The following is a 24,356-nucleotide window of genomic DNA, read 5'->3' as shown; positions in this document are numbered from 1 at the left end:
TCTAACAAATTAACCGTAATAAGAGAACAAAAAAGCCATGCCCTAAGGCATGGCTTTTATTTAACAGTTCACTTGTTGTTTATGGACGAACCATATCCGAATTAGCTGAATTTGCTGTTTTCGGTTTAGCATCGGCTAGTGAAGATTCGGATGCTTCGTATTGACGCCCTTTAGGTGTCTGTACGTTTTCTCTCGTTTCTACCACTGGTGCGATCATGTCTGAACTTACCATAGTACCAAAGCGACTAGTACTTTTAGCTTTAACGGCAGTCTTGACTGGCGTTGCTACTTTAGCTTGCACTGCTGGTTCTGTTTTGACTTCGGCGGTGACCTGAGTTGCTACTTTAACCTGAGTCGCTGGTCTGACAGCTGCTGCGGTTGCGGTTTTAACTTCAGCCTTAGCTTGTACAGGAGCTTCAGCTTTCACTGGATCCGCAGTCTTAGCTGGTGCAGCTGATGCCGATTGAGCTTCAGCTTTTGCTTCGACTTTCACTGGAGCTGCTGTTTGTACAGGCGCCGCAGGTTTAGTCGGTGCAGCTGATGCCGATTGAGCTTCAGCTTTTACTTCGACTTTCATTGGAGCTTCTGTTTGCACAGGCGCCGCAGGTTTAGTCGGTGCAGCTGATGCCGATTGAGCTTCAGCTTTTGCTTCGACTTGTACTGGAGCCGCAGGCTTAGCCGGTGCAGCTGAGGCTGATTGAGCCTTAGCTTCAACTTTAACCTGAGTCTCTGCTTGAACAGGAGCTGCAGGCTTAGTCGGTGCCGCTGATGCTGATTGAGCTTCAGTGCTAGCTTCGACTTTCTTTTCAGCAGGTACTGAAGCAATAACAGGAGCCGCAGGCTTAGCTGGTGCAGCCGTTGCCGATTGAGTTTTAGCTTCGACTTTTGCCTCAGTAATTACACTTGCTGCAACTTGATTCGCTTGGAATTCAACTTCAGTCTCATTAGGAATGAAGGCTGGAGTTGCATCTGCATCAGCACTCGTCTCACCGTCATCTTCTTCACGACGACGACGTTGACCCGCAGCGCGAAGATGGCGTGGGCTACGACGACTACGACGCTGACCTTCTCTAGGCTTATCATCTGTAGCATCAGCTTTAGTTTCATCTGAGCTAGCTTCAGCAGCACTTGTTTCAACAGGCAAGCTATCTTGAGAAACAAGATCAAGGTTTTGTTGAGTGTCTTGTGCTTTGGTCTCTACTTCGACAATTACGTTTTCACTTGATTGCTCAACTTGAACGTCATCATTAGCCTTAATATCAGTCTTAGGCTTAGCTTTACGAGGCTGACGCTTAGGACGAGCTTGCTTGTCTTCTTTAACCGAAGTTGGAGCCGTTTCTACAATCACTTCAGCTGCAACTACTTCAGTGCTTTGCTCATCAAGCTTCAGTGACTTCTCACTGTCTATACGCACTTTTCTGCGCATATTTCTACGTTGACGACGCTCTCTGGCAACTTCCTGCTTAGGAGTCGCATCAGTAGTATCCGTAGATTCAGTAACGTCTACTTGTACTTGTACCTGTACTTGTGGACGAGTACGAGTAGTCGGCTTGTTGTCATGACGAGATTGACGCTTGCCTTGATCGCTTTGCTCTTTGCCTGAGCGTTCTTCATTTGAATCAGCACGCTTATTACGGCTTGGACGTGAAGTACGCTCATTTTTATCGCCTGATTGTTCTTTATCATCACGATTACGGCGACTGTCGTTACGGCGTGAATCATTCTTGCGAGCAGGACGACGGTTATTACGGTTCTGACTCGGTGATTCGCTCTGCTTCTTAGGCTCTTCAGCCTTAGGTTCAGCCTTGAATAGTCCGCCAATTGCCGCGAAGAACTTGGCGATTAAGCCTGGCTCTTCAGTTGCCTTAGGTGCTATTGCAGCCTTAGCTTTAGGTTCTGGTGCTTTTACTGGTGCGGTGAAGCCTTTTAGTGCGGGCTCTGGAGACGTTGCACGTTCAAGCTTACGAGGCTCATACAAATTAGACACAGGCTGTTCAAGCAGTTTATAGCTAGCTTCGCTTATCTGATCGTCTTTGCGATGACGTGAGACTCGGTAATCCGGTGTGGTCATATTTGGATCTGGGATCACATAGACTTCAACATCATGGCGTTGCTCTGTGATGCGAATGGCTTTTCGTTTCTCGTTGAGTAGGAAAGCGGCCACATCGACTGGCACTATGGCTTCGATTTGAGAGGTATTCTCTTTAATCGCTTCCTCTTCCATCAGACGAAGAATAGACAGTGCTAATGACTCAGTGCCACGAATGGTGCCTTGACCGTGACAACGTGGACATAGATGTGCAGCTGACTCTTCCAGAGAAGGTCTAAGGCGCTGACGTGACATCTCCATCAAACCAAAGCGAGAGATACGTCCTAACTGAACACGGGCTCTATCTAAGTGAACCGCATCACGCATTCTATTTTCAACTTCACGCTGATGACGTACGGGTGTCATGTCGATGAAGTCAATAACCACGAGTCCACCCAAGTCACGAAGACGTAATTGACGGGCAATTTCATCTGCAGCTTCTAGGTTGGTGTTTAACGCAGTCTCTTCAATATCACTACCCTTAGTGGCGCGAGCCGAGTTGATATCGATTGAAGTCAATGCTTCAGTGGGGTCGATAACGATCGAACCGCCAGAGGGTAGACGCACTTCACGTTGGAATGCAGATTCGATCTGTGTCTCAATTTGGAAATGAGTAAACAGAGGTACTTCAGCATCGTAATGTTTGATTCTGTCAGCGAAATCCGGGCGAACCAAAGCTACATGTTGTTTAGCTTCTTCGAAGATGCGCGGATGATCGATAAGAACTTCACCCACATCACGGCGTAAATAGTCGCGAATTGCACGAACGATGACGTTACTTTCTTGGTGAATAAGGAAAGGGGCGGGACGACCAACAGACGCTTCTTTAATTGCGGTCCAATGATGTTCCAGTACTTTTAGATCCCATGCAAGTTCCGCTGAGTCTTTGCCAACACCAGCAGTACGAACAATTAAACCCATGCCATTAGGGACAGCTAGCTCGGATAAGGCAGCCTTTAGCTCAGTACGCTCATCACCTTCGATACGACGAGAGATACCGCCGGCACGAGGATTGTTTGGCATTAATACCAGATATGAACCCGCTAAACTGATAAAAGTAGTTAACGCGGCGCCTTTATTGCCACGTTCCTCTTTATCAATTTGTACTATGACTTCTTGGCCTTCTTTAATCACCTCTTTAATATTAGGGCGACCTTGGAAAGTGTAACCTTTAGGGAAGTATTCTCTGGCAATCTCTTTAAGGGGCAGGAATCCATGACGGTCTGCTCCATAATCGACAAATGCCGCTTCTAGAGAAGGTTCTACACGGGTAATTTTACCCTTGTATATATTGGCTTTCTTTTGCTCGTGACCTGGACTTTCGATATCTAGATCATATAGTTGTTGCCCATCTACTAGGGCTACGCGCAACTCTTCAGATTGAGTCGCATTAATTAACATCCGTTTCATGATGACGTTTTTCTTCTAAAATAAGGTCATCAAACGTCTATGTTCGTTGCATTACGGGCCTAACATTAAAATAAAGCCTCACGGCTGGTGTCTAGGCAAGGTGCGCATTTCTGTTAGACGCAGTCTCTGCGTGTCGCATCCATTTATGGCTTATTTTTTAATATCTACAAAAACAAGGAATCCGTTGTAAAACGACAACTAACCCCATAAATTATTCGGTACTTTCCGGTAATGCCAAATCGAATCGAGAACGTTTGATGATAAGTTAAAATTAATCTTCGAATTTGGGACGCATTTCTTAGAGAAACCACCTAGTAATGTGGGTTTTCCTATCCGTTTAGTCGTTAACATGTTTTTTCGGTCTTATACTCACAAAACGACTTGTAAATTAGCTATTTACGACAGATGGAAAATTATTTTAGTCTCTACTTCTTGCGCATGGTGTGAGGGTTTTATGAACACTTTATTCACTGATTATCCCCAACCGCCGATGAAATATAGCAATAATCAATAAATTCAGCAAATGGAAAGGCATAATATTCTTGTTACTTGATGTACAATGCGCTCCCAGATGTAGATAAGGCCCATCATGAATACCGAAACACCTAAACTAAAAGTTCAATTAATCACTATCGATGAAGACCATCTTGGCCAGAGAATTGATAATTATTTAATGACAAAATTAAAAGGTGTACCTAAGAGTATGATCTATCGGATCGTGCGAAAGGGGGAAGTGAGGGTAAACAAGAAACGTATCAAGCCTGAGTATAAATTACAGGATGGCGATATTGTTCGTATTCCACCGGTAAGAATATCAGATAGATCTGACCGTCCCGGACCTTCAGCTAAATTAACTAAGGTATCGCAACTAGAAGATAGAATCGTATTCGAAGATAAATCTATCATAGTGCTTAATAAACCTTCAGGCATCGCGGTCCATGGTGGTAGTGGTGTCGATTTTGGTGTGATAGAAGCCATGCGCTCCTTAAGACCAACTCAGAAGTTTCTAGAGTTGGTGCATCGTCTCGATAAAGATACCTCTGGGGTATTATTGATCGCCAAGAAACGCAGTGCCTTAAGGCACCTGCACGACCAACTTAGATTTAAAAAGATGCAAAAAGACTATCAGGCCTTGGTCAAAGGAACCTGGCAAGCCCGTGATAAAGTCATCAAGGCCCCCTTACTCAAGTTAACCCTAAAATCAGGCGAGCGCATCGTACGGGTTAATCAAGAGGGGAAGGAGTGTGAGACTCGCTTCAAGATCTTGCAACGCTACCAAGGTGCTACGCTGGTTCAAGCTAGTCCAGTAACGGGTAGAACCCATCAGATCCGTGTACATTGTCAGTATGCAGGCCATCCTATCGCCTGTGATGACAAGTACAGTGAACAAAGATTTGATGATTCCATGCGAGTACACGGCTTGAACCGATTATTCCTACATGCAGCCCAATTGAGATTTATTCATCCAGGCACAGAGGAAGTTATGGTCGTTCAAGCGCCATTGGATCCTGTCTTGACTGAAACTTTAGATAAGTTGGTGAAAGTATGAAGCAGTATGAACTGGTGATTTTTGACTGGGACGGTACCCTGATGGACTCGGTCGGCAAGATTGTGGCCTGTATGCAGGAGTCTGCAGTTATCTTGAACTTGGCTATGCCAACGGAACAAGCTGTACGCGATATTATAGGTTTATCTATGGATGAAGCCTTGAGTATTCTTCACCCAAATGCCAGCGCCCAGATACAAGGCGAAATGAAAGAAGTCTATCGCCAACAATATTTAGAGCTTAATCAGACTCCGAGCCCCTTGTTTGATGGTGTCGAAGAGGTGCTGACTCAGCTCAATGAGCTAGGGTTTAAGCTAGCCGTGGCCACAGGTAAGGCTAGGGCGGGTCTCAATCGAGTGTTAGCACTGACGGACCTTGGTGGACATTTCGTTGCAAGCCGCTGTGCAGATGAAGCCGCAAGTAAGCCTAGCCCTGAGATGATCTTGCAGTTATTGAATGAACTCGATATATCACCGGATAAAGCCGTGATGATTGGTGATTCAATTCATGATCTTAATATGGCAAATAATGCAGGGATCCATGCCATAGGTGTTGATTATGGTGCCCATGACAAAGAAAAATTGAGCCAAGCTAACCCTAAGGCGGTGATCAGTTCACCGATGGACTTGCTTAATCACCTAATCACCTAATTCTACTAATTAGTTAAATCTAAGTTTCAGGCTCTGAAAGAGCGTGAGTAAATAGCTCCGCCATTTTGAAAGGAAAATAGCGGAGTCATTGGATTTACTTATTGTGTACATATCTTTAAAAGCCTGAGTTCTTACACCAGACACGTCATATTAAACGCTTCAACCACATCATGGCCCACATAGGCCGATATCGTTAAGCAGGGGTCTTGGATATCTATCGTCATAGCCAAGTCGTTCAAAAACTGCAGCCAAGCTGACTTCAACTTCTCCCTATGCTATTTCCTATACTTTTTCCTGAACTTTGCCTTACTTGCGCCTTAGCTGGCTAACAGGATCTAATCATCTCCTGCAATTGTTACGGCCACTTCTTGCGTACTTGCCGCTTGTTTAATGGGTTTAGCGACGTCATTAAGAATTTTATCCCCTGATGATGACTAATAGGCATGGTTTATCTGCCCTAAACTATCAAGATCGAGATATAAAGCCGCCAGCTGTGGCTGATCCTCCTGTCGAGCCGTGCTTTGCATCATTGACTCAAACAGCGCTCAGGGGCTGAGTTAGCCGGTTAAAGGAGATGACTGGCGTTATGGGTTATCTTTCCTTGGCATGATGTAGATCTGTGATCTTATGGGCCGAGATGATGACTCCGACAATCTCACCTTGGTCGTCATAATGAGGATTATGATGAATATTGAGATAAATAGGTTCACAGAGGTGAGGGGGATGGATCTTGGTTTGCGCCGTTAGGGTTTCTCCTTTTAATGCCCTATCTATTAAAGGCTTTAAATGATCGACGAAAACATCTTTGCCATGGAGCTCTGCGACTGATGTTCCTATGAGGGAGCTGGCAGTGCGATTAAAAACCTTTTTATATCCTTTAGAAATCACTCGGTATTGATAGTTTAGATCCACAAATGACATTAATTGTTCTGTGTGGGCAATCATCTGTTTGTGCACTTCCATCTCCCGTGAAATGAGCAATCTATTATATTCAACGGCGATCCTGTGGGCGAGTAACCTGAAAAACTCCCTGGATTTCATCGTCTCTGTCTGGGACAGTGTATCCATTACGAGTATGTGCCCAATCGGTGTCTTATCTTCGTTGAGGATGATTTCGGCTTGATAACTGTTGGCACCGAGCTTCTTTATCCAGGGGGAATTTGGAAATGTCCTTTGTAGACCATCAGGGTAAAGTATGTGGCAATTGGGGTACTTTAGCTGGTAGATGGACTCACAGGGAGAACCTTGGAGATCAAACTCAAATCCAGGGAGATTATGTTGTAAGTCACAAAAGGCTACTATCTCTATGATCTTGCCTTTATGTGATGGCCGACAAAAAGCGGCCCAACGACATTGAGTGACGAGGGCGAGCGCCTTTAAAGCTCGTTGGAAAAAACGTTCATCTGTGCATGGCGCCACTAATAGCGCGAGAGCTTCTTCAATATCTGTCATTATCGATTCCCACCAAATCTAACAAGCCATCAAGTCGAGACCTTCTTGCCAATTCAGAGTGAGATGTATGAGTTGGTTTAACGACTCAAGTGGACTCCTCATTAATGGCAGATTACTAATTTTAGTGGCTATCTGGTTGAGCGTAAGCACATTTAGCGGATTTAATACTTTGTTGGCAAGATTAAGCCGAGTGTTTACGACTTTACTATCTGTTTCTACCTAATCGCCATGCTTTTGTAACGATAGAGAAGATAACCAATGCAAAGTAACTAGTTGTTGGCCTATAAACTCGTGCATTGGTATTATCTTTCTAGGCTATCTCTGGGCTATCTCTAGGCTATCTCTGGGCTAAAACATCGTAGCCCTGACTCGCAAGCATCTCGGTGAGCGTGATCAAGGGGAGTCCGATTAAGGTGTTGGGATCTTTTCCCTCTAAGCGTTCAAATAGGGCGATGCCTAGGCCTTCACACATGAAACTGCCGGCACAATAATATGGCTGCTCTCGTAATAGGTAATGTTCGATCTGTTGCTGAGATAAATGCTTGAAATGCACCTTAAAGGTTTCACAATGGCTTTCGTTATGACCAGAGACGATATTATGCAGTGAAATTCCAGTGTAAAAAGTGATGACTTTCCCCGAGGAAGCCGTTAGCTGTTTCACTGCAGTATCGTGGTTTAAAGGCTTACCTATTATTTTACCATCGATCACCGCGACTTGATCTGAGCCAATGACTAAGCCTTCAGGATATAGGAGGGCACCAGCCTTAGCCTTAGCTTCCGCAAGCCTCAAGACGAGCTCAGTAGGCGACTCATGGACTAAGTGAGCCTCATCGACTCGTGGATCACAGCTAGAGAAAGGAAAGTCGAGCTTGGCTAAGATCTGTTTTCTGTATTGAGACGTTGACGCTAAGATGATGGGGGTCGACATGATACGAATGTCCTCGAGGCTAGAAGATGATGTCACTGAAACCATTTTTCTAAGTTATATGTAAATTAGATAAGTCCGTGTCAGTGGTTATGCCTTGGAGTTTAGCCTTGTTATTGCCTAGGTAACACGCACTTTAATGGTTTTTCATTAAAATCTGTGTAAGCGCTGTAATTTCAACCATCAACCATCAAGGCTCGAGTGTTTCATCGGTAGGATTTCAAACTATATAAGAGGGCGGTTGTTTACCTCATTTTATATTATGAGGGAGCTGAGATTATGACGTTAAGATGATGGGTCGACATGATATGCATGTACTCAAGGACAGAAGATGATGTCACTGACACCAACTTTCTAAGTTAAATGTAAGTTAGATAAGTCAGTGTCAGTGGTTATGCCTTGTTATTGCCTAGGTAACACGCCCTTTAATGGTTTTTAATTAAAATCTGTGTGAGCGCTGTAATTTCAACCATCAACTATCAAGGCTCGAGTGTTTCATCGGTAGGATTTCAAACTATATAAGAGGGCGGTTTGTTTGTTTACCCTCATTTTATATTATGAGGGAACTGAGAATTTGACGTTAAGATGATGGGTCGACATGAAATGAATGTACTCAAGGACAGAAGATGTCGTCACAGAAACAATTTTTCTAGGTTAAATGCACGCTATACATGTCAGTTTCAGTCGTTATGACCCGGAGTTTCGCCTTGTTATTGCCTAGGTAACACGCACTTTAGTAGTTTCTTCACTAAAATGTGTGTGAACGCTTCAATTTTAAGCATGAAACACTTGAGTAAACTCGGCTGCTTGGGTAGAATTTCTAATCCATCAATTTTTGTTTTCAGAGTTAATGTGAGTCAATTATTTCTTCTTCTTTACTAAGATGGGAAATTTCCTTTGACTCTGAGGATTTCAAACTATAGTATGCGCGCCTTATGCAAACAGTAAAGATACCGGTTTCAATCGATCCAATACGTGCGGCCTCGAGTCAGCTTTCTTTTGAAGGTTTGATCCCGGGTAAGCAATTAAAACGGTTGAATGAGTTAAGTGCCGGCGACTGTTCCGATGTGACAGTGTCGTTACAGTGTGGTGAAGATTTACAGGGGATAGTCTACCTCAACGGGAAGGCTGTGACGGAGCTCACTCTGATATGTCAACGCTGCATGACGCTATTTACCACAGAGGTTACGGTCGACTTCAGTTTTAGTCCCTGCGGGAATGAAACTGAAATCGATGAGCTCCCGGATGCGTATGATCCTATTGAGTGTAATGAAATAGGTGAGGTTCGTCTGCATCAATTAATTGAAGATGAATTGATAGTCGCTATGCCTTTAATCCCTATGCATTTCAGCGATAGCTGTGGGCACGGAGATCAAGATATAGTAGTAGGCGAGATTGAACCTTCTCAAGAGGAGCGTCCAAATCCGTTTGCAGTGTTAGAAAAACTGAAGAGCAAGTAACCTAGGAGACAGGTCCAATGGCTGTACAAAAGAATAAGAAATCTCGTTCAAAGCGCGGAATGCGCCGTTCACATGATTCATTGAGCACTCCTCAATTATCAATAGACGCAACGAGTGGTGAATTACATCTACGTCATAACATGACAGCTGATGGTTTTTACCGTGGTCAGAAGGTAATCAACAAGTAATTTGTTGCTAACTAAATGACTAATCTGACGCTCGCGTTAGATGCGATGGGGGGCGATTATGGCCCCCACATCACAGTGCCTGCAGCCCTGCAGGCGCTTCGCTTATCTTCCTTTCTTCATATTATCCTCGTGGGTAATGAAGCTGAAATCACGCCTTATCTTTCTCAAGCTGAAGATTGTGTTCGTTCACGAATAGAAATCTTGCACACAACCCAAGTCGTTAGCATGTCTGACAGACCTGTTCATGCACTGAGAAATCGTAAACAAAGTTCGATGAGATTAGCCATAGAGCTGGTTCGTGATGGCAAGGCAGAAGCGTGTTTGAGTGCGGGAAATACTGGCGCCCTGATGGCAATGTCTAAGGTTTTACTCAAGACGTTACCCGGGATCGACAGACCAGCGCTTGTGAGTTGTCTTCCTACTGTAAACAATACCCCAGTTTATCTCCTCGATCTCGGTGCCAATGTCTCATGCTGCTCGGAAACCTTATTTCAATTTGCAGTGATGGGTTCAGTCTTATGCGAAGCGGTAGATAATAACCCTTCACCTAAGGTGTCTTTACTCAATGTCGGTATTGAAGAGATCAAAGGTAATGATCAGGTTCAGCAGGCTGGCCAACTTTTGCAACAGAGCCCTCAGCTCAATTATGTCGGCTTCATCGAAGGTAATGAACTTTTTTCGGGCAACGTCGATGTCATAGTTTGTGATGGTTTCGTGGGAAATATCACCCTTAAGACTTCGGAAGGTATTGCCAAATTACTGGTACATCAATTAGAGAAAGGCCTGAAACAAGGTTTCTTTGTTCGATTAATGTCAAAATTCATCGCTCCTCGTATTAATTCTGTACTAAATCAGATGAACCCCGACCACTACAATGGCGCAAGTTTGATAGGATTGCGCGGAATAGTGGTAAAAAGTCATGGAAGTGCTGATGAATCAGCTTATTTACAAGCGATTAATCTAGCAGTGACAGAGGCACAACGTCGACTGCCTCAGATGATTGAAGAACGTCTCGAGTCGATTCTTTTAGACATTGAATAGCTGATATCTCCTTTATGCATACAAAAATTCTTGGCACTGGTAGTTATCTACCAGAACAGGTACGTAGTAATTCCGATCTGGAAAAAATGGTTGAAACCACAGATCAGTGGATTATTGAACGTACAGGTATTTCAGAGCGCAGAATCGCCGCCTCAAATGAGAGCGTATCGACCATGGGCTATCAAGCAGCGCTTAAAGCACTCGAGATGGCAGGGTTAGAAGCATCTGAACTCGATATGATAGTGTGTGGCACTACGAGTGCCAGTAACGCTTTTCCTGCTGCAGCATGTGAAATTCAGGCCATGCTGGGTGTACATACTATTCCCGCATTCGATATAGCTGCCGCCTGCTCTGGCTTCGTTTATGCGCTTTCTATTGCCGACCAATACGTTAAATCTGGTGCAGCTAAGAAGGTCTTAGTCATAGGCGCGGACGTATTATCACGCCTGTGTGAACCCGATGACCGAAGTACTATTATCTTATTTGGTGATGGCGCAGGCGCTGCCGTGATCGGAGCTTCAAACGAGCCGGGTATTATTTCGACTCATATATATGCAGATGGCCGTCAAGGCGATCTACTTAAATGCTCTTTCCCGCCTCGTCCGGGTGAATCTTCTGAAGCCGTTGGTTATATGACCATGAAAGGCAATGATGTGTTCAAGGTCGCAGTGACCCAGCTTGCTCATGTGGTGACAGAAACCTTAAGGATTAATCAGATTGATAAGTCTGAAATTGACTGGTTGGTTCCCCATCAAGCCAACTTTAGGATCATCAAGGCAACGGCGAAGAAGCTCAATATGAGCTTGGATAAAGTGGTATTAACCTTAGCAAAGCACGGTAATACGTCAGCAGGCTCTGTTCCTATCGCGCTAGATGAAGCCGTCCGAGATGGCCGAATTCAGCGCGGCCAGCTGATTCTACTGGAGGCGTTTGGCGCTGGTTTTGCGTGGGGCAGTGCACTGATCCGCTTTTAATTGGGTTAGAACAGACATAAAAATGCTGTTTTAAACATCAATAATATTTTTTGAATTGTCATAGGTAAATTTTATGGAAAACTCTGCTTTCGTTTTTCCAGGTCAAGGCTCTCAGGCCATTGGTATGTTGGCCGAACTCGCCGCCGAGCACGATATCGTCGCGCAAACCTTTTCTCAGGCAAGTGATGCTCTTGGCTATGATTTGTGGGAACTTGTGCAGCAAGGTCCAGTTGAAACTCTAAATGAAACGGATAAGACCCAGCCTGCATTGTTAACCGCAAGTGTCGCTATTTGGCGAATATTTGAAGCCAGTGGTAAGACTCTGCCTAAGATCATGGCGGGTCACAGCTTAGGTGAATATTCTGCCTTAGTGTGCGCCGGTGTGATGGATTTTACCGATGCAGTTAAATTAGTGGAGCTTCGTGGACAACTGATGCAACAAGCTGTGCCAGCCGGTACCGGTGCCATGTTTGCCATTATTGGCCTGGATAATGATGCTATTGCTAAAGCTTGTGAAGATGCTGGTGAAGGCGGAGTCGTCAGTCCGGTAAATTATAACAGCCCAGGCCAAGTAGTTATCGCCGGCAGCAAGGCCGCCGTTGAACGTGCTGCAGCCTTATGTAAGGAAGCGGGGGCTAAGATGGCCGTTGCACTTCCTGTCAGCGTGCCATCACATTGTGAATTGATGCGACCAGCGGCTGAAAAGTTGGCCGTCGCGCTTGAGAACATAGTGTTTAAAACACCACGAATTACTGTCATTAATAATGTTGATGTAGCAAGCCCTGAGTCTGCTGCAGAGATCAAGGATGCCTTGGTCCGTCAACTTTATTGTCCCGTACTCTGGTCCAAGACAGTGAAAACCATCTCGGAGCAAGGGGTTACACATTTGTTTGAAATGGGACCTGGCAAAGTATTAACCGGTTTAGCGAAGCGTATCGATCGTTCACTAACCGCGAAAGTGGTCAATGATGTGGCATCCGTTGCTGCATTGACCCAATAGGAGATTATAAATGAGCGTAACAATAGATTTATCTGGAAAAGTAGCACTGGTAACCGGTGCGAGTCGTGGTATTGGACGTGCAGTTGCTGAAACTTTAGTCTCTGCCGGCGCAATCGTTATTGGTACCGCGACCAGTGAGCGAGGTGCTGCTGCTATTCAAGAGTATCTGGGTGACAAGGGTTTTGGTTTCGTGCTCAATGTTACTGACAAAGATTCAGTTGCTGAATTATTCTCAACTATCAAAGAGAAAGTTGGTGATGTGAACATACTTGTTAATAATGCAGGCATCACTCGTGACAACTTGCTGATGCGAATGAAAGAAGATGAGTGGGGAGATATCATAGATACCAACCTGACTTCAATATTCAGAACGTCGAAAGCGGTTATGCGCTCTATGATGAAAAATCGTCATGGTCGTATTATCAACATAGGTTCAGTCGTCGGCTCTTCGGGTAATCCTGGTCAGACAAACTATTGCGCTGCGAAAGCCGGTTTACTTGGATTTACAAAATCTCTTGCAAAGGAGGTTGCATCTCGTCAAATAACAGTGAATGCTGTTTCTCCTGGTTTTATCCAAACAGATATGACTGATGAGCTGACTGAAGAGCAGCAACAAGGTATCATGTCCCAGGTGCCGATGGCGCGTCTAGGCCAAGCACAAGAGATAGCGAATGCCGTGCTTTTCTTAGCATCTGACTCAGCTGCTTATATCACAGGTGAAACGCTTCATGTGAATGGTGGTATGTACATGGCCTAAGGCTGTTGTGCATATTCAAATGTGCAGTATTTGGCGCATTTAGACAAGACCTATATAAGATCACACAGTTTCAAGTATTAACCGCTACTGTGTAATCATGTTAAATATTTGAGTGTTGGTATTTTTTTAAACCAACTATTGATGATCGGCTTCAAGATATGCATAATTTCGTGGTTAGACCACAAAAGTTAAGCTTGCATTGTTAGCCGAATTGAATAAACTACTCGCAATCTTGCGCAAGTGCGTAATTTGAATAGGAAAGAAAACTAATGAGCAACATCGAAGAACGTGTAAAGAAAATCATTATTGAGCAACTAGGTGTTAAAGAAGAGGACGTTAAGTTTGCTGCATCTTTCGTAGACGACTTGGGTGCCGATTCTCTGGACACGGTTGAGTTGGTTATGGCTCTAGAAGAAGAGTTTGACACCGAGATCCCTGATGAAGAAGCTGAAAAAATCACTACTGTTCAAGCAGCGATTGATTACGTTTCAAAGAATCAGTAATCCTGAATTCTAGAAAACAGGCAGCATTTATGCTGCCTGTTTTTGTTTCTGGCTATTGGAAATTGCGTGTTCCCATCACTCCAGCTTTTAATTTTTAACAGTTCAGAACTAAAATAAAAAACATCTAGCTATGCTTCTCTCATATTTAACTCAGTAAAAAGGTGACAAGGTGTCTAAACGTCGTGTAGTCGTAACTGGTCTTGGTTTAGTCTGTCCTGTAGGCAATACCGTAGATTCATCCTGGAAAGCTTTAGTTTCAGGTCAAAGCGGAATAGCCCCAATAACTAAATTTGATGCGAGTGAATTCACTACTCGTTTCAGTGGCTCGGTCAAAGACTTTGATGTCGAGTCCTATTTGTCGAAGAAAGATGCCCGTAAAATGGATCTATTTATCCAGTACGGTATGGCCGCGGGTATTCAAGCCGTTGAAGACGCAGGCTTCGATATGGATAAGATAGATCCTGCTCGTGTTGGCACCGCCATTGGCGCCGGCATGGGTGGACTGAGACTTATCGAGCAGGGCCATGCTGCCTTGACGAAAGGCGGACCGCGTAAGATCTCACCTTTTTTTGTTCCCAGCACCATCATCAACATGGTAGCGGGTCACCTGTCAATTAAGTATGGTTTGAAAGGACCAAACTTTGCGGTGACAACAGCCTGTACTACCGGTGTGCATAACATAGGTTTCGCGGCTCGTACTATCGCCTATGGTGATGCCGATATCATGGTTGCTGGCGGCGCCGAAGACGTTACCTGTCCATTAGGGGTTGGTGGCTTTGCTTCAGCCAAAGCCCTGTCGACACGTAACGATGATCCTCAGGCGGCGAGCCGTCCTTGGGATAAAGACAGAGATGGTTTCGTCATAGGTGACGGAGCCGGTATTATGGTTATGGAAGAGTATGAACACGCTAAAGCTCGCGGAGCCACCATTTATGGTGAGCTGGTCGGCTTTGGTATGAGTGGTGATGCCTTCCATATGACATCCCCTCCGGCTGATGGCTCTGGCGCGGCTGCAGCCATGGTGAATGCCATGAACGATGCCAAGATAGCAAAAGAGCTTGTTGGTTATATCAATGCTCACGGCACGTCGACACCTGCTGGGGATAAAGCTGAAGCCGCAGCAGTTAAGGCTGCATTTGGTGCTCATGCTTACGATCTTACTGTCAGCTCGACCAAATCGATGACAGGGCACCTGCTTGGCGCCGCCGGTTCAGTTGAAGCCATCATCACACTGTTGGCGTTGCGAGACCAAGTCGTACCACCAACATTAAACTTAGATAATCCAGATGAAGGTTGCGATCTAGACTTCGTGCCACACACAGCGCGGGATCAGAAGTTTGAGTATGCATTATGTAATTCTTTTGGCTTCGGCGGAACTAACGGTTCTCTGTTATTTAAGAAAAGCTGATTCTCTTCTATGACTTAATGTTAATCATTTTTTTAAAGCGCCTTATGGCGCTTTTTTTTATCTTGTTTTCTAATGCTTAGTTAATTCGACTAAATGCTTTATTTTGTTTATTTTAACCATAAAGCATTTACTTTACTTGTACTCTAACCTGACATTTTGACGTACACTTGATGTAAATGAAATTGATTCGAGAAAGCTATGGCTGGTAAAGAGAGAGAGATAACCTTAAGGTTTCTTGCAGAGCCTGCAGATGTAAACTTTGGTGGTAAAGTCCATGGTGGGGCCGTAATGAAATGGATCGATCTGGCAGCTTACGCGTGTGCTGCAGGTTGGAGTGGTAAATATTGCATCACGGCTTATGCCGGTGGTATTCGTTTCGTTAAACCTATTCAGGTTGGCAATATTGTAGAAACCAGCGCTAAAGTGATCTACACGGGCCGCTCATCCATGCATTTAGGCATAGACGTAAGAGCGGGAGACCCTAAGAATCCAGAGCGGCACTTAACCACACATTGTATCGTGATCATGGTGGCAGTGGATGATTCAGGCAATCCAACAGAAGTCCCGGAATGGGTGCCAGAGACCGAGTATGATATTAAACTACGTGACTCTGCCATTCGTTTGATGGAGATGCGCAAGAAAATTGGCGCTGAGATGGAAGCGCATGTAGCAATATAGAATATTCGATTGAAACAGGCACCTTGGGGTGCCTTTTTTATTACTGTATTTTAAATAAAAATTAGGAACTGAAATGGCGAAGCTAGCATTTATCGGATTAGGCGTGATGGGTTATCCCATGGCCGGTCACTTGGTCAAGTCGGGTCATGAGGTTACCGTCTACAACCGCACGGCACAAAAAGCCCGTGATTGGGTTGCTGAATACGGTGGCAAGTATCAAGAGACGCCTAAGCTCGCTGCCCAGGGACAAGATATGGTGTTTATCTGTGTCGGCAATGATGATGACCTAAGACAAGTCACCTTAGGTGAAACAGGTGTTCTACAAGGTATGAGCTCAGGCACAATTTTAGTCGACCATACGACCGCATCTGCCGATATTGCCAGAGAGATTGGCGCCATAGCAGCCAAAGCTGGTATAGGTTTCCTCGATGCTCCAGTATCAGGCGGACAGGCAGGGGCAGAAAATGGCGTCTTGACTGTGATGGCTGGGGGCAATGAAACTGATTTTGCCAAGGCTGAGTCAGTGATTAATGCATATTCTCGTTGTGTAGAGCGTCTAGGTGAAGTCGGTGCCGGTCAGTTGACTAAAATGGTTAACCAAATATGTATCGCTGGTGTCGTACAAGGTCTAGCCGAGGGCTTGCACTTTGCCCGCAGCGCCGGACTCGATGGTGAAAAAGTCATTGAGGTGATCAGCAAGGGTGCCGCTCAATCTTGGCAGATGGAAAACCGTTATCAAACTATGTGGCAAGGCGAGTATAACCTGGGTTTCGCCGTGGACTGGATGAGAAAAGATCTCAATATTGCCTTGAATGAAGCGAGAAAAAATGGCTCTCATCTACCCTTGACTGCTCTGGTGGATCAGTTCTACTCAGAAGTTCAGGCAATCGGTGGCAATCGATGGGATACCTCGAGCCTGTTGGCTAAGCTGGAAAGAAATCGCAAATAAAGACGCTGTATTTAAGATAATAAAAAGGACTGAAATTTCAGTCCTTTTTTGTGTTTAGCCTATCGCTAGTATCTGCTCACTCAGGATCTAATACGATATGTTCGAGTTCTACCCCAGCGACGGCATGCAAGGCATCCATAGTTGCACCTACAAGGGATATCTTGCCTTGAGCAGACTCGATTAACACAGCCCGGGTTATCTCGCTAAAGAGCCTGTTATGACGTGTCATGGTCGATAGTGCCATTTGCATGGGTAACATTGAGGGATTAAATGCCGCATTCTCGGCATAACGTCCACAAAAGGTGGCCCCGTCGTCAGTTTCTAACACCACAGCGGCAAAACTACTGGTATAGGGAGCATAACTCAGGCTTGCATGATCTAAGGCTTCGATGATCATGGGATCTGAACTGTCTAAACTTAATACATGGGTTTGTTTAGAAAGCAGAGGGCTAGTGACATTGAGATCCGATGGGCCGAAAGCATAGGGCAAGTAGTGTGATAGTGGTTGTGCTTTTTGCTCTGGCAGGTGGATCTTAACCTTAGCGCCTTCGACTAATTCATTCATAAATTGACGGCAATGGCCGCAGGGAGAGAAATTTACCACGATATCGACTATTTGAGTCTCTCCGCTGAGCCAAGCATGACTTATCGCACTTTGCTCAGCATGGACCGAGTGAAACAGGGCTTCACCGGGTAACTCCAGATTGCCGCCCATATAGATATCGCCACTCTTAGCTTTAGCAATTGCGCCGACATGGAAATCACTGATAGGGGGTCTAGCAAGTGCTGCCGCTACGGGTAATAGCGCAAGTAGTAGCTTTTCTTCGGTTAAGCCGCTGGCTTTGACTAAAGCCGCCAATTGCTGGGCATCGATATGACCAGCAAAATCTGCATGTAATAAAGGAATGAGTGCATCTGAGAGCGGTTTTGATAACTGAGATATACAGTTTATGAATCTATCTTGCATCTGCCATGTCCTACTTTTGTTAAAATAATGAAGATCATATTAGTAAGCACGTTTCAAAGTTAATGAGATCTGAGTCGCACTTACTCGACTCAAGCCTACAAATCTCTAAGATAATGACATAAAGCCGTTAGTAACTTCTGTTTGTCTTCATTGTCAGTGGTGTCATTGACCAGATTTTCTAAACGTATCATATATTCAGGATCGTCAAGTCTAGTTTGACAGAAGTCTCTCCACTTCATCGACTCAGATTCATCTAAGGTTGCCGGGTAGTTTCTAGCCCTATATCTGAACAACATTTCCTTGAGTCGCTGATCATCGAAATTGAATTCAAGGGCCGCCAGATTTTGTGGCAAGGTATGACGGATAATCTCCATTTTCTCTTTATCAGCAGAGCTGAAGAAGCCGCCACTGTAGAGTTGGAAATCGGGATCTTGGCTTGCATTGTCATGCTCAACGTCGAAGACGGCGACCAACTTCTCCCTAAGCTCTGGATGCTGTTTCAATAACTTGTATTGCTCTCTGGCGAAGGCTTTATCAATATTGAGTCGCTGAGCAAGCTCATCTGTGAGTATCTTGGGCGATGTCACGAAGGGGCATTTATTGATATGTATCTGTTTCACGCTGATTGGCAGCTCATCGGCGGCGAGATCGTCCCTGCGGGTATACATGCGATCCCTTATCTGCTCAGCATCTAACTCAATAAGAGGCGATATGTCCATGGCGAGATTGACACAGATAATGGCATTCTTATTGGTGGAGTGATGGGCCACAGGCGCAATAAGCGTGGTACAACCATGCTCGGCACTGATTTTTGAGCTTACATGGACCAAGGGCTGCATATTAAGGACATCAAGCTGTTTGCTCACCTCCTGCTTACGTCTCAGCTGAAAATAATAATCAAACAGTTTAGGTTGCTTCTGCTTAATGAGTTTAGCCATATCTATGGTGGCATACACATCTGACATAGCATCGTGGGCTTTTTCATGGCTCAGGCCATTGGCTTTGGTGAGATGCTCCAACTTAAAACTAGGCGTACCGTCTTCTTTTAGTGGCCATTCAATGCCCTCAGGCCTGAAAGCGTAGCAGGCTCTAACCAGATCGATAATATCCCAGCGAGAATTGCCTTTCTGCCACTCACGGGCATAGGGATCGATGAAGTTGCGATAAAAACCAAAGCGGGTGACTTCATCATCGAAGCGTATCGAGTTATATCCTGCCACACAGGTATTGGGCTGACTGAACTGCTCATTGACCTTAGCCATAAACTCCGTCTCAGGCATACCTTTGAGATTGGCAAGCTGCGGCGTGATGCCCGTTATCAATATAGCTTCAGGGGAAGGCAGGTAATCGTTTGCCACCTTGCAATAAAAGGTCACAGGTTCAGAGACTATATTGAGATCCATATCTGTTCTGATCCCGGCAAACTGTGATGGTCTGTCTTTTGATGGATTAGCGCCGAAGGTCTCGTAATCGTGCCAGAAGATGGTGTGGTTTGAACTGTGAGCCATAGGTGATTATTTTTAGGAAATAGTTACCAATAATCATAGCATTCTATTATATCCCTTGTCGTTAGCCTGATTGAGAACACTAGGCTGTTAGTGGTATTAAGCGGTTGTTTTAACCTGCATGGGATATGTGGACCACTCTTCATCAATAGATATGTCCATTCGAGCCAAGATGGCTGTTCTACCTCATCTCAGAGTTCACCAATATTCAGCAAGGAATCAAAACTGCAATCAATGGTAAACAACTACAAGAACTCTTGTTTTTTGTTGGCATTGAACGAAAAGTGATGCCTAAAGAACAGATGTTCAGTGCCAAAGATGGCGAGATACAGCCTGGGCGAGAACCATTTCCCCTTGATAGAATACAGCCTCTAAGGTTAAACACTTAACCGAACTTATGTTCGGCATTTTTGTTGGTTTCATATTAGAGCCAAGTCGATTTTGTAGATGTTAAAGTCACTTAGTTCTCATTTAAGCCTATTTTGTAGAAAACATCTTGAGCTAGTTATCTTTGAGTCTGAAATATCTGGGGGATGTTGTTTGCTTAACAAACAAAGGCAGCTGGATACTTCGGATTATTAATGGTTGGCTATGATTTATCCGTAGATTGAATATTAGACTCTCTAGTTGTAGACAAATTATTGTGATGGCGTTACCTTGCAAAGGTGAGTATGGCATTCAAGCTTATTATTGTTTAACTATCAAAAATTCATATATTTTATTGGTATGTCTCTAGTTTAGTTAAATTTAGATGCTGGAAGAATAGTTAGTAATTTTCTCTGGTTAAAGGAAGTTAGTGTTATGGATAATCTACTCTAGGTATAAAATTTAAATAAAAAGAGCTGGCAAGTCAGCAGTCTGCTGGGTAATTAATATAATATAAAAGGAAGAATAGTATGTTAATAAAAATGTCACTGGTCATTCTAGCTGTAATTAGTACGTCAGTTTTAGCTGCTACACCTGTTACTGAAATTCATACATCAGGTTCTTATAATAATGAAGTTTCGATTAATATTTTAACGAAATCAGAGCCATCTTTTACTAGGGATACGTGGATTAATGAAGACGGAGAATTTTGTTGGATTGATCAGGGCGGTAGTGTTGATTGTACGTAAACACTCAATATTTAGCATATACCTGTAATTAATCCCTTACATTAGCAGCCCCTATTTATATAATGGGAGCTGCTAATGTCGAATCAACATTTGGTGATTGAACATATTAGCTGAGGAATAAATGACGTGCAGTTTAATTGTAACTCGACACCGAACCTTCTAAAGATAAAATAAGTCGTATCAGAGACTGACAAATCCCTAAAAATACAGCGGATAAAGCCACCCTTAATTCTTGTATTTACAGCCTTTAAGATAAAGCACTTAACCGAACTTATGTTCAGAATTTTGTTGGTTTCATATTAGAGCCTGAAATATCTGCTGCACTTCTACTTTGACCAAGGGGCTTAGAATATCGGCCCATAAACATGGGTGGCAATCTTGTCCTAGTTTAGGGCATCAAACGCTAGCAGTAGCAATCCCCGTGCTTTAGGTCGAGAGGCTGTCAGAGAGTAAGTTTGCATAACATTCCATGGGAATGTTCATTTTCTCTTGCAACAATTTAGCTTTAGTCAGTAGTGCTTCTGTTTTTATCGTGGGGATGTCGTTTTTGAATGCGAGTACGATCCTGTTGCCACTTTTTACTTTGAAACTGAGTAGTCGGTTTTTAAATTCGAGCGCGAGTAATTCATCTAACTCTTCTTGTAATTCAGGTGCCGTATGCCAGATATTGAGCACGAGGACACCGTGTTTGTTGAGTGCATTTTTACAATCACGCAAGTAAGATAATTGTACTTGTTTCGGTTCCATACCTTCCGAGTTGTATAGATCTGAAAAGATAATATCGCTTTTTATATCTGTGTGTTTAATGTAGTTCACCGCATCGTCTATATGAATGAAGAGGCGATCAGTGTCAGGTAAGTGAAAATGTTCTTTTGCGGTCTGCGCCACAGCCTCTCGGTATTCAATCGCGTGTACGTTCAACTCGGAGAAACTACTGAGCAGGTTCTTTGCCATTGAGCCTGCGCCCAGCCCCATGATGGTGGCTGTTTTTACCATAGGAATAAAAAGCAAACCCGCCATCATGGCCTGGGTGTAGCCGAGATTTAAACCATTAATGTCATTTAGTTTCATGCAACTTTGATAGATTTGTCCATCAAAGCTGAGAATCCGGCTGGTCCTTGTTTGGTAAACATAAATTGGGCCGTGCTCATCTACTGTTGATGAGATACAAGTTCCTCTGATATCCATGGTGTTGTTAATATCTCTTAAATGCGTTAAATAACTGGTTGGCATTATAACGGGAAATGGGGTCAATGGAATATCATAGTGAGGCTTCGCTAGGGTAAATCTAGCGAGATAACTGAGAGTAGATAGGAATACAGATAAACCTTATGATCACAGTCGCGAATGGGTTGATTCAAATATACTCGAAATTTCGAGTGTATTTGCCATAGATATCAGTACTTATCTTGTGTCAAAAGTCGATGTCTATGAAACTAATGCTTGGCCAGATAGAGAGGTGGTTTAGCATTGGCATCAAGTTTTCAAAGGAACAGCTGAAATTACAAATGTACATCATGGAAATGTTTGTTGGGTGTTAATACTTGTTGGTTAGAGTCTTACTGTGTGGATCTTATTGTCCTGCTAGAAGTTGCTACGGGGATGATTCTTGAACTTGGGCATTATTAAGGAAGAGGTATTTTTTGTGTTATGCGCTTTGTATGTTACTTCTTTTTATAAATGTGGAGTTAGAACCTAGCTCCAGAGATTTAGCTCTGCTCTTAATTAAGATTATTCTGTTTATTTTTAATCATTTACTCCACTGGCTCTGTAAAAGGAAGCAAGGTACAATTGCTCCTCAACCGGAGATGGAATTGTTATGTTTGAGCCCTTGCTTACCCAGCCTGAGATCCTTACGTTAAAAAATGGCTCGACGCTTAATATATATCTTAATGAAGCAGTCAGTGATTTTGGCTTGCTACAAGCCATGAGCGGTCATATCGGTGAGTTTATTCTCGTCGAAGTTGGCCCTGAATCACTCTCAATATTATTCAGACTACATCCATTTTTATCACTTAAGTGCACATCTGAGCAGACGAAAACTAAACCACACACCACGAGTCTCTCAAGAGGGGCAGGGCAGGGCTGGCGCTTATTTTCAGGCTTAGGGGTTTCTCCTAACTTATGTGGTCAACAGCTGAGGTCTGGTTTAGCTATCAATGTGGATTTAAACGGCACTGCCAATTTCACTATTGTTGATTCTGCTATGTGGCAGTTAGTCGCGCTCGAAGAAGACTTACGTCTGTTTCACGGACCCAGAGAGTTAGTACAGGCGAGATCTTTGGTGTCCAGAGAGGTGGTTTATGATGCTACGACCGAACAAATTCTACTCGAACTTTCCGAATTGGAAAATGTCAGAAGTGATCTATCTCGATTTGGTTGTAGCGAACTGGTGTTAAGACATGCAGATGTCAGTGAGGAAGTATTGAAGTTAGATGCGCAACTGTCGCGCAAGAAACAGTGGCTATCTCGGAGTTTTAATCAATCCGTAGAGCGCCCCAATTGGCAAGATGCCGCGAATCAAAAACTAACGAATGATGTTCAGGCTCGTAAATTAGAGTATTATCGCCTGCTTTCGACTCCAGCCGTCAATGAAATGATACAACAACTCATTTTGGATGAAGAGTAACCCTAGGACCATTGGATTAAAAATGAAATACGTTTGCCCCATCTGTAAAACCCCTTTGATGCTTCAACAGAAGACCTGGTCCTGCTCTAATAATCATAGATTTGATTGTGCCAAAGAGGGCTACGTCAATCTGTTGCCAGTACAGAACAAACACTCTAAAGATCCTGGTGACAATAAAGAGATGATGTTCGCCCGCAGAGAGTTTCTTAATAAAGGTCATTACCAACTGCTCAGTGACAGAGTGAACGCACTCGCCAAGCTCCATAGTCCAAGCGCTAAGCTGGGTTTAGATGTAGGCTGTGGAGAAGGCTATTATAGTCACCGATTGTTTGATAGCTTGCCTGAGCTTGACCTGCAAGGACTGGATATCTCTAAGTCAGCATTAAAATATGCGTCTAAGCGATATAAAGACATGAGTTTCTGTGTGGCCAGTGCTTTTGAAATGCCCTTTGAAAATGAACAGTTCGATTTCATGTTACGAATATACGCTCCCTCATTAGACGAGGAGCTGAGACGAGTCATCAAACCCGGTGGCACCTTAATTACGGTATCTGCAGGTAAGCATCATCACTTTGCTTTAAAAGAACTCATTTACGAGGCGCCTAAATACCATATTAGTGAGAGTAGCTATATAGAAGGGTTCGAGTTAGTTCACCGAGAAAACCTAGAGAGCGAACTCGCCTTGATTGATGAAGTGGATATTACTCATTTTCTTAATATGACCCCCTATAGTTGGAAGTTATCTCAGCAGCAGAAAGACCACATGATAAGCAAAGGTCTCAATTGTGAACTGGATTTTAAAATAGAAGTATTTAAAGCTATCTAATTGTTAACCAGTTTGAGTCGATTGAAAACCAGCCAAGTGCTTGTTTTTAGTGTTCTTAAAGCACTTATATCTAGTGTTAATTTGAACAAATGACAGAAAATAAAGCGAAATCAGGTCGACTTATTGTTTTTGATTGTTGACATAGGCTGAGAATGATTTATAGTAAACGCAGCTTGAAGGTTGGGCTTATTTTTATGTATCAATGCGATCCGTTCGTCCTGTTAACATAAGTAATACCGGCATATTCCAGCTTTACTGCCGTTTTGGCTTTATTTTTATTTAGT

General features: G+C 43.8%; 22 protein-coding genes. 15 read left to right on the top strand and 7 right to left on the bottom strand.

All coding sequences use genetic code 11. The features are described from left to right. Positions 1–79 precede the first annotated feature (79 nt). The gene (rne, locus tag SVI_RS12110; protein WP_013051829.1) at positions 80–3,499 is read right to left on the bottom strand and encodes a ribonuclease E; all 3,420 of its coding nucleotides are present in this window, start codon (positions 3,497–3,499) and stop codon (positions 80–82) included. A gap of 589 nt (positions 3,500–4,088) precedes the next feature. Here rne and rluC point away from each other — a divergent pair. After that, a complete protein-coding gene (rluC, locus tag SVI_RS12105; RefSeq protein WP_013051828.1) occupies positions 4,089–5,048 on the top strand; it encodes a 23S rRNA pseudouridine(955/2504/2580) synthase RluC in 960 nt (319 codons plus the stop codon). After that, positions 5,045–5,695: an HAD-IIIA family hydrolase gene (locus tag SVI_RS12100; protein ID WP_013051827.1), complete on the top strand. Its 651-nt coding sequence runs from the start codon at positions 5,045–5,047 to the stop codon at positions 5,693–5,695. The genes rluC and SVI_RS12100 overlap by 4 nt, the downstream gene beginning before the upstream one ends. Positions 5,696–5,826: 131 nt before the next feature. Here the strand turns inward: SVI_RS12100 and SVI_RS22000 are convergent, their stop codons facing one another. From SVI_RS22000 to SVI_RS12090, 3 genes are all read right to left on the bottom strand, one after another. Then, complete coding sequence (locus tag SVI_RS22000; protein ID WP_013051826.1) at positions 5,827–5,958, bottom strand: hypothetical protein; 132 nt, start codon at positions 5,956–5,958, stop codon at positions 5,827–5,829. Between the two features lie 328 nt (positions 5,959–6,286). Then, positions 6,287–7,147, bottom strand: coding sequence for a PAS domain-containing protein (locus tag SVI_RS12095; RefSeq protein WP_013051824.1), 861 nt, complete (start codon positions 7,145–7,147; stop codon positions 6,287–6,289). A 337-nt stretch (positions 7,148–7,484) separates the two neighbouring features. After that, positions 7,485–8,075: a Maf family protein gene (locus SVI_RS12090; RefSeq protein ID WP_013051823.1), complete on the bottom strand. Its 591-nt coding sequence runs from the start codon at positions 8,073–8,075 to the stop codon at positions 7,485–7,487. Positions 8,076–9,007: 932 nt separating this feature from the next. On the opposite strand from SVI_RS12090, the gene yceD reads away from it, so the two are divergent. From yceD to SVI_RS12040, 10 genes are all read left to right on the top strand, one after another. Continuing rightward, the gene (gene yceD / locus SVI_RS12085) at positions 9,008–9,532 is read left to right on the top strand and encodes a 23S rRNA accumulation protein YceD (protein WP_013051822.1); all 525 of its coding nucleotides are present in this window, start codon (positions 9,008–9,010) and stop codon (positions 9,530–9,532) included. Between the two features lie 17 nt (positions 9,533–9,549). Next, on the top strand, positions 9,550–9,720 hold the full coding sequence (gene rpmF, locus SVI_RS12080; RefSeq protein WP_013051821.1) for a 50S ribosomal protein L32: 171 nt from the start codon (positions 9,550–9,552) through the stop codon (positions 9,718–9,720). Positions 9,721–9,735: 15 nt separating this feature from the next. After that, a complete protein-coding gene (gene plsX / locus SVI_RS12075; protein WP_013051820.1) occupies positions 9,736–10,761 on the top strand; it encodes a phosphate acyltransferase PlsX in 1,026 nt (341 codons plus the stop codon). Between the two features lie 14 nt (positions 10,762–10,775). Then, on the top strand, positions 10,776–11,735 hold the full coding sequence (locus tag SVI_RS12070; RefSeq protein ID WP_013051819.1) for a beta-ketoacyl-ACP synthase III: 960 nt from the start codon (positions 10,776–10,778) through the stop codon (positions 11,733–11,735). A gap of 73 nt (positions 11,736–11,808) precedes the next feature. Next, a complete protein-coding gene (fabD, locus tag SVI_RS12065; protein WP_013051818.1) occupies positions 11,809–12,735 on the top strand; it encodes an ACP S-malonyltransferase in 927 nt (308 codons plus the stop codon). A gap of 10 nt (positions 12,736–12,745) precedes the next feature. Then, positions 12,746–13,492: a 3-oxoacyl-ACP reductase FabG gene (fabG, locus tag SVI_RS12060; RefSeq protein ID WP_013051817.1), complete on the top strand. Its 747-nt coding sequence runs from the start codon at positions 12,746–12,748 to the stop codon at positions 13,490–13,492. A 269-nt stretch (positions 13,493–13,761) separates the two neighbouring features. Continuing rightward, entirely contained in the window at positions 13,762–13,995 is a 234-nt protein-coding gene (gene acpP / locus SVI_RS12055) for an acyl carrier protein (protein ID WP_013051816.1), read from the top strand. A 169-nt stretch (positions 13,996–14,164) separates the two neighbouring features. Continuing rightward, complete coding sequence (fabF, locus tag SVI_RS12050) at positions 14,165–15,403, top strand: beta-ketoacyl-ACP synthase II (RefSeq protein WP_013051815.1); 1,239 nt, start codon at positions 14,165–14,167, stop codon at positions 15,401–15,403. A gap of 198 nt (positions 15,404–15,601) precedes the next feature. Beyond that, positions 15,602–16,081 carry an acyl-CoA thioesterase gene (locus tag SVI_RS12045; protein WP_013051814.1) on the top strand — a complete coding sequence of 160 codons (480 nt, stop codon included), beginning with the start codon at positions 15,602–15,604 and terminating at the stop codon, positions 16,079–16,081. Positions 16,082–16,154: 73 nt separating this feature from the next. Beyond that, positions 16,155–17,030: an NAD(P)-dependent oxidoreductase gene (locus SVI_RS12040; protein WP_013051813.1), complete on the top strand. Its 876-nt coding sequence runs from the start codon at positions 16,155–16,157 to the stop codon at positions 17,028–17,030. A gap of 76 nt (positions 17,031–17,106) precedes the next feature. On the opposite strand, the gene cdd is transcribed toward SVI_RS12040, so the two are convergent. After that, positions 17,107–17,997, bottom strand: a complete 891-nt coding sequence (cdd, locus tag SVI_RS12035) for a cytidine deaminase (RefSeq protein WP_013051812.1) — start codon at positions 17,995–17,997, stop codon at positions 17,107–17,109. Positions 17,998–18,092: 95 nt separating this feature from the next. After that, positions 18,093–19,505, bottom strand: a complete 1,413-nt coding sequence (gene sbcB / locus SVI_RS12030; protein ID WP_013051811.1) for an exodeoxyribonuclease I — start codon at positions 19,503–19,505, stop codon at positions 18,093–18,095. 893 nt (positions 19,506–20,398) lie between these two features. On the opposite strand from sbcB, the gene SVI_RS12025 reads away from it, so the two are divergent. Further along, on the top strand, positions 20,399–20,617 hold the full coding sequence (locus tag SVI_RS12025) for a hypothetical protein (RefSeq protein ID WP_013051809.1): 219 nt from the start codon (positions 20,399–20,401) through the stop codon (positions 20,615–20,617). A gap of 426 nt (positions 20,618–21,043) precedes the next feature. Here the strand turns inward: SVI_RS12025 and SVI_RS12020 are convergent, their stop codons facing one another. Further along, on the bottom strand, positions 21,044–21,805 hold the full coding sequence (locus tag SVI_RS12020) for a spermidine synthase (protein ID WP_013051808.1): 762 nt from the start codon (positions 21,803–21,805) through the stop codon (positions 21,044–21,046). Between the two features lie 631 nt (positions 21,806–22,436). Between SVI_RS12020 and SVI_RS12015 the strand changes: the two genes are divergently transcribed. Together SVI_RS12015 and rlmA are read left to right on the top strand one after the other, a co-directional pair. Beyond that, positions 22,437–23,246: a hypothetical protein gene (locus SVI_RS12015; protein ID WP_013051806.1), complete on the top strand. Its 810-nt coding sequence runs from the start codon at positions 22,437–22,439 to the stop codon at positions 23,244–23,246. A 22-nt stretch (positions 23,247–23,268) separates the two neighbouring features. After that, positions 23,269–24,072, top strand: a complete 804-nt coding sequence (gene rlmA / locus SVI_RS12010; RefSeq protein ID WP_041419911.1) for a 23S rRNA (guanine(745)-N(1))-methyltransferase — start codon at positions 23,269–23,271, stop codon at positions 24,070–24,072. The last annotated feature ends 284 nt before the right edge of the window (positions 24,073–24,356 follow it).

Origin of the sequence: Shewanella violacea DSS12, from assembly GCF_000091325.1 — a bacterium.
Taxonomy (GTDB): Bacteria; Pseudomonadota; Gammaproteobacteria; order Enterobacterales; family Shewanellaceae; genus Shewanella; species Shewanella violacea.
The sequence above is the reverse complement of the archived record's forward strand: the minus strand, read 5'-3'. Positions and strand labels throughout refer to the sequence as shown.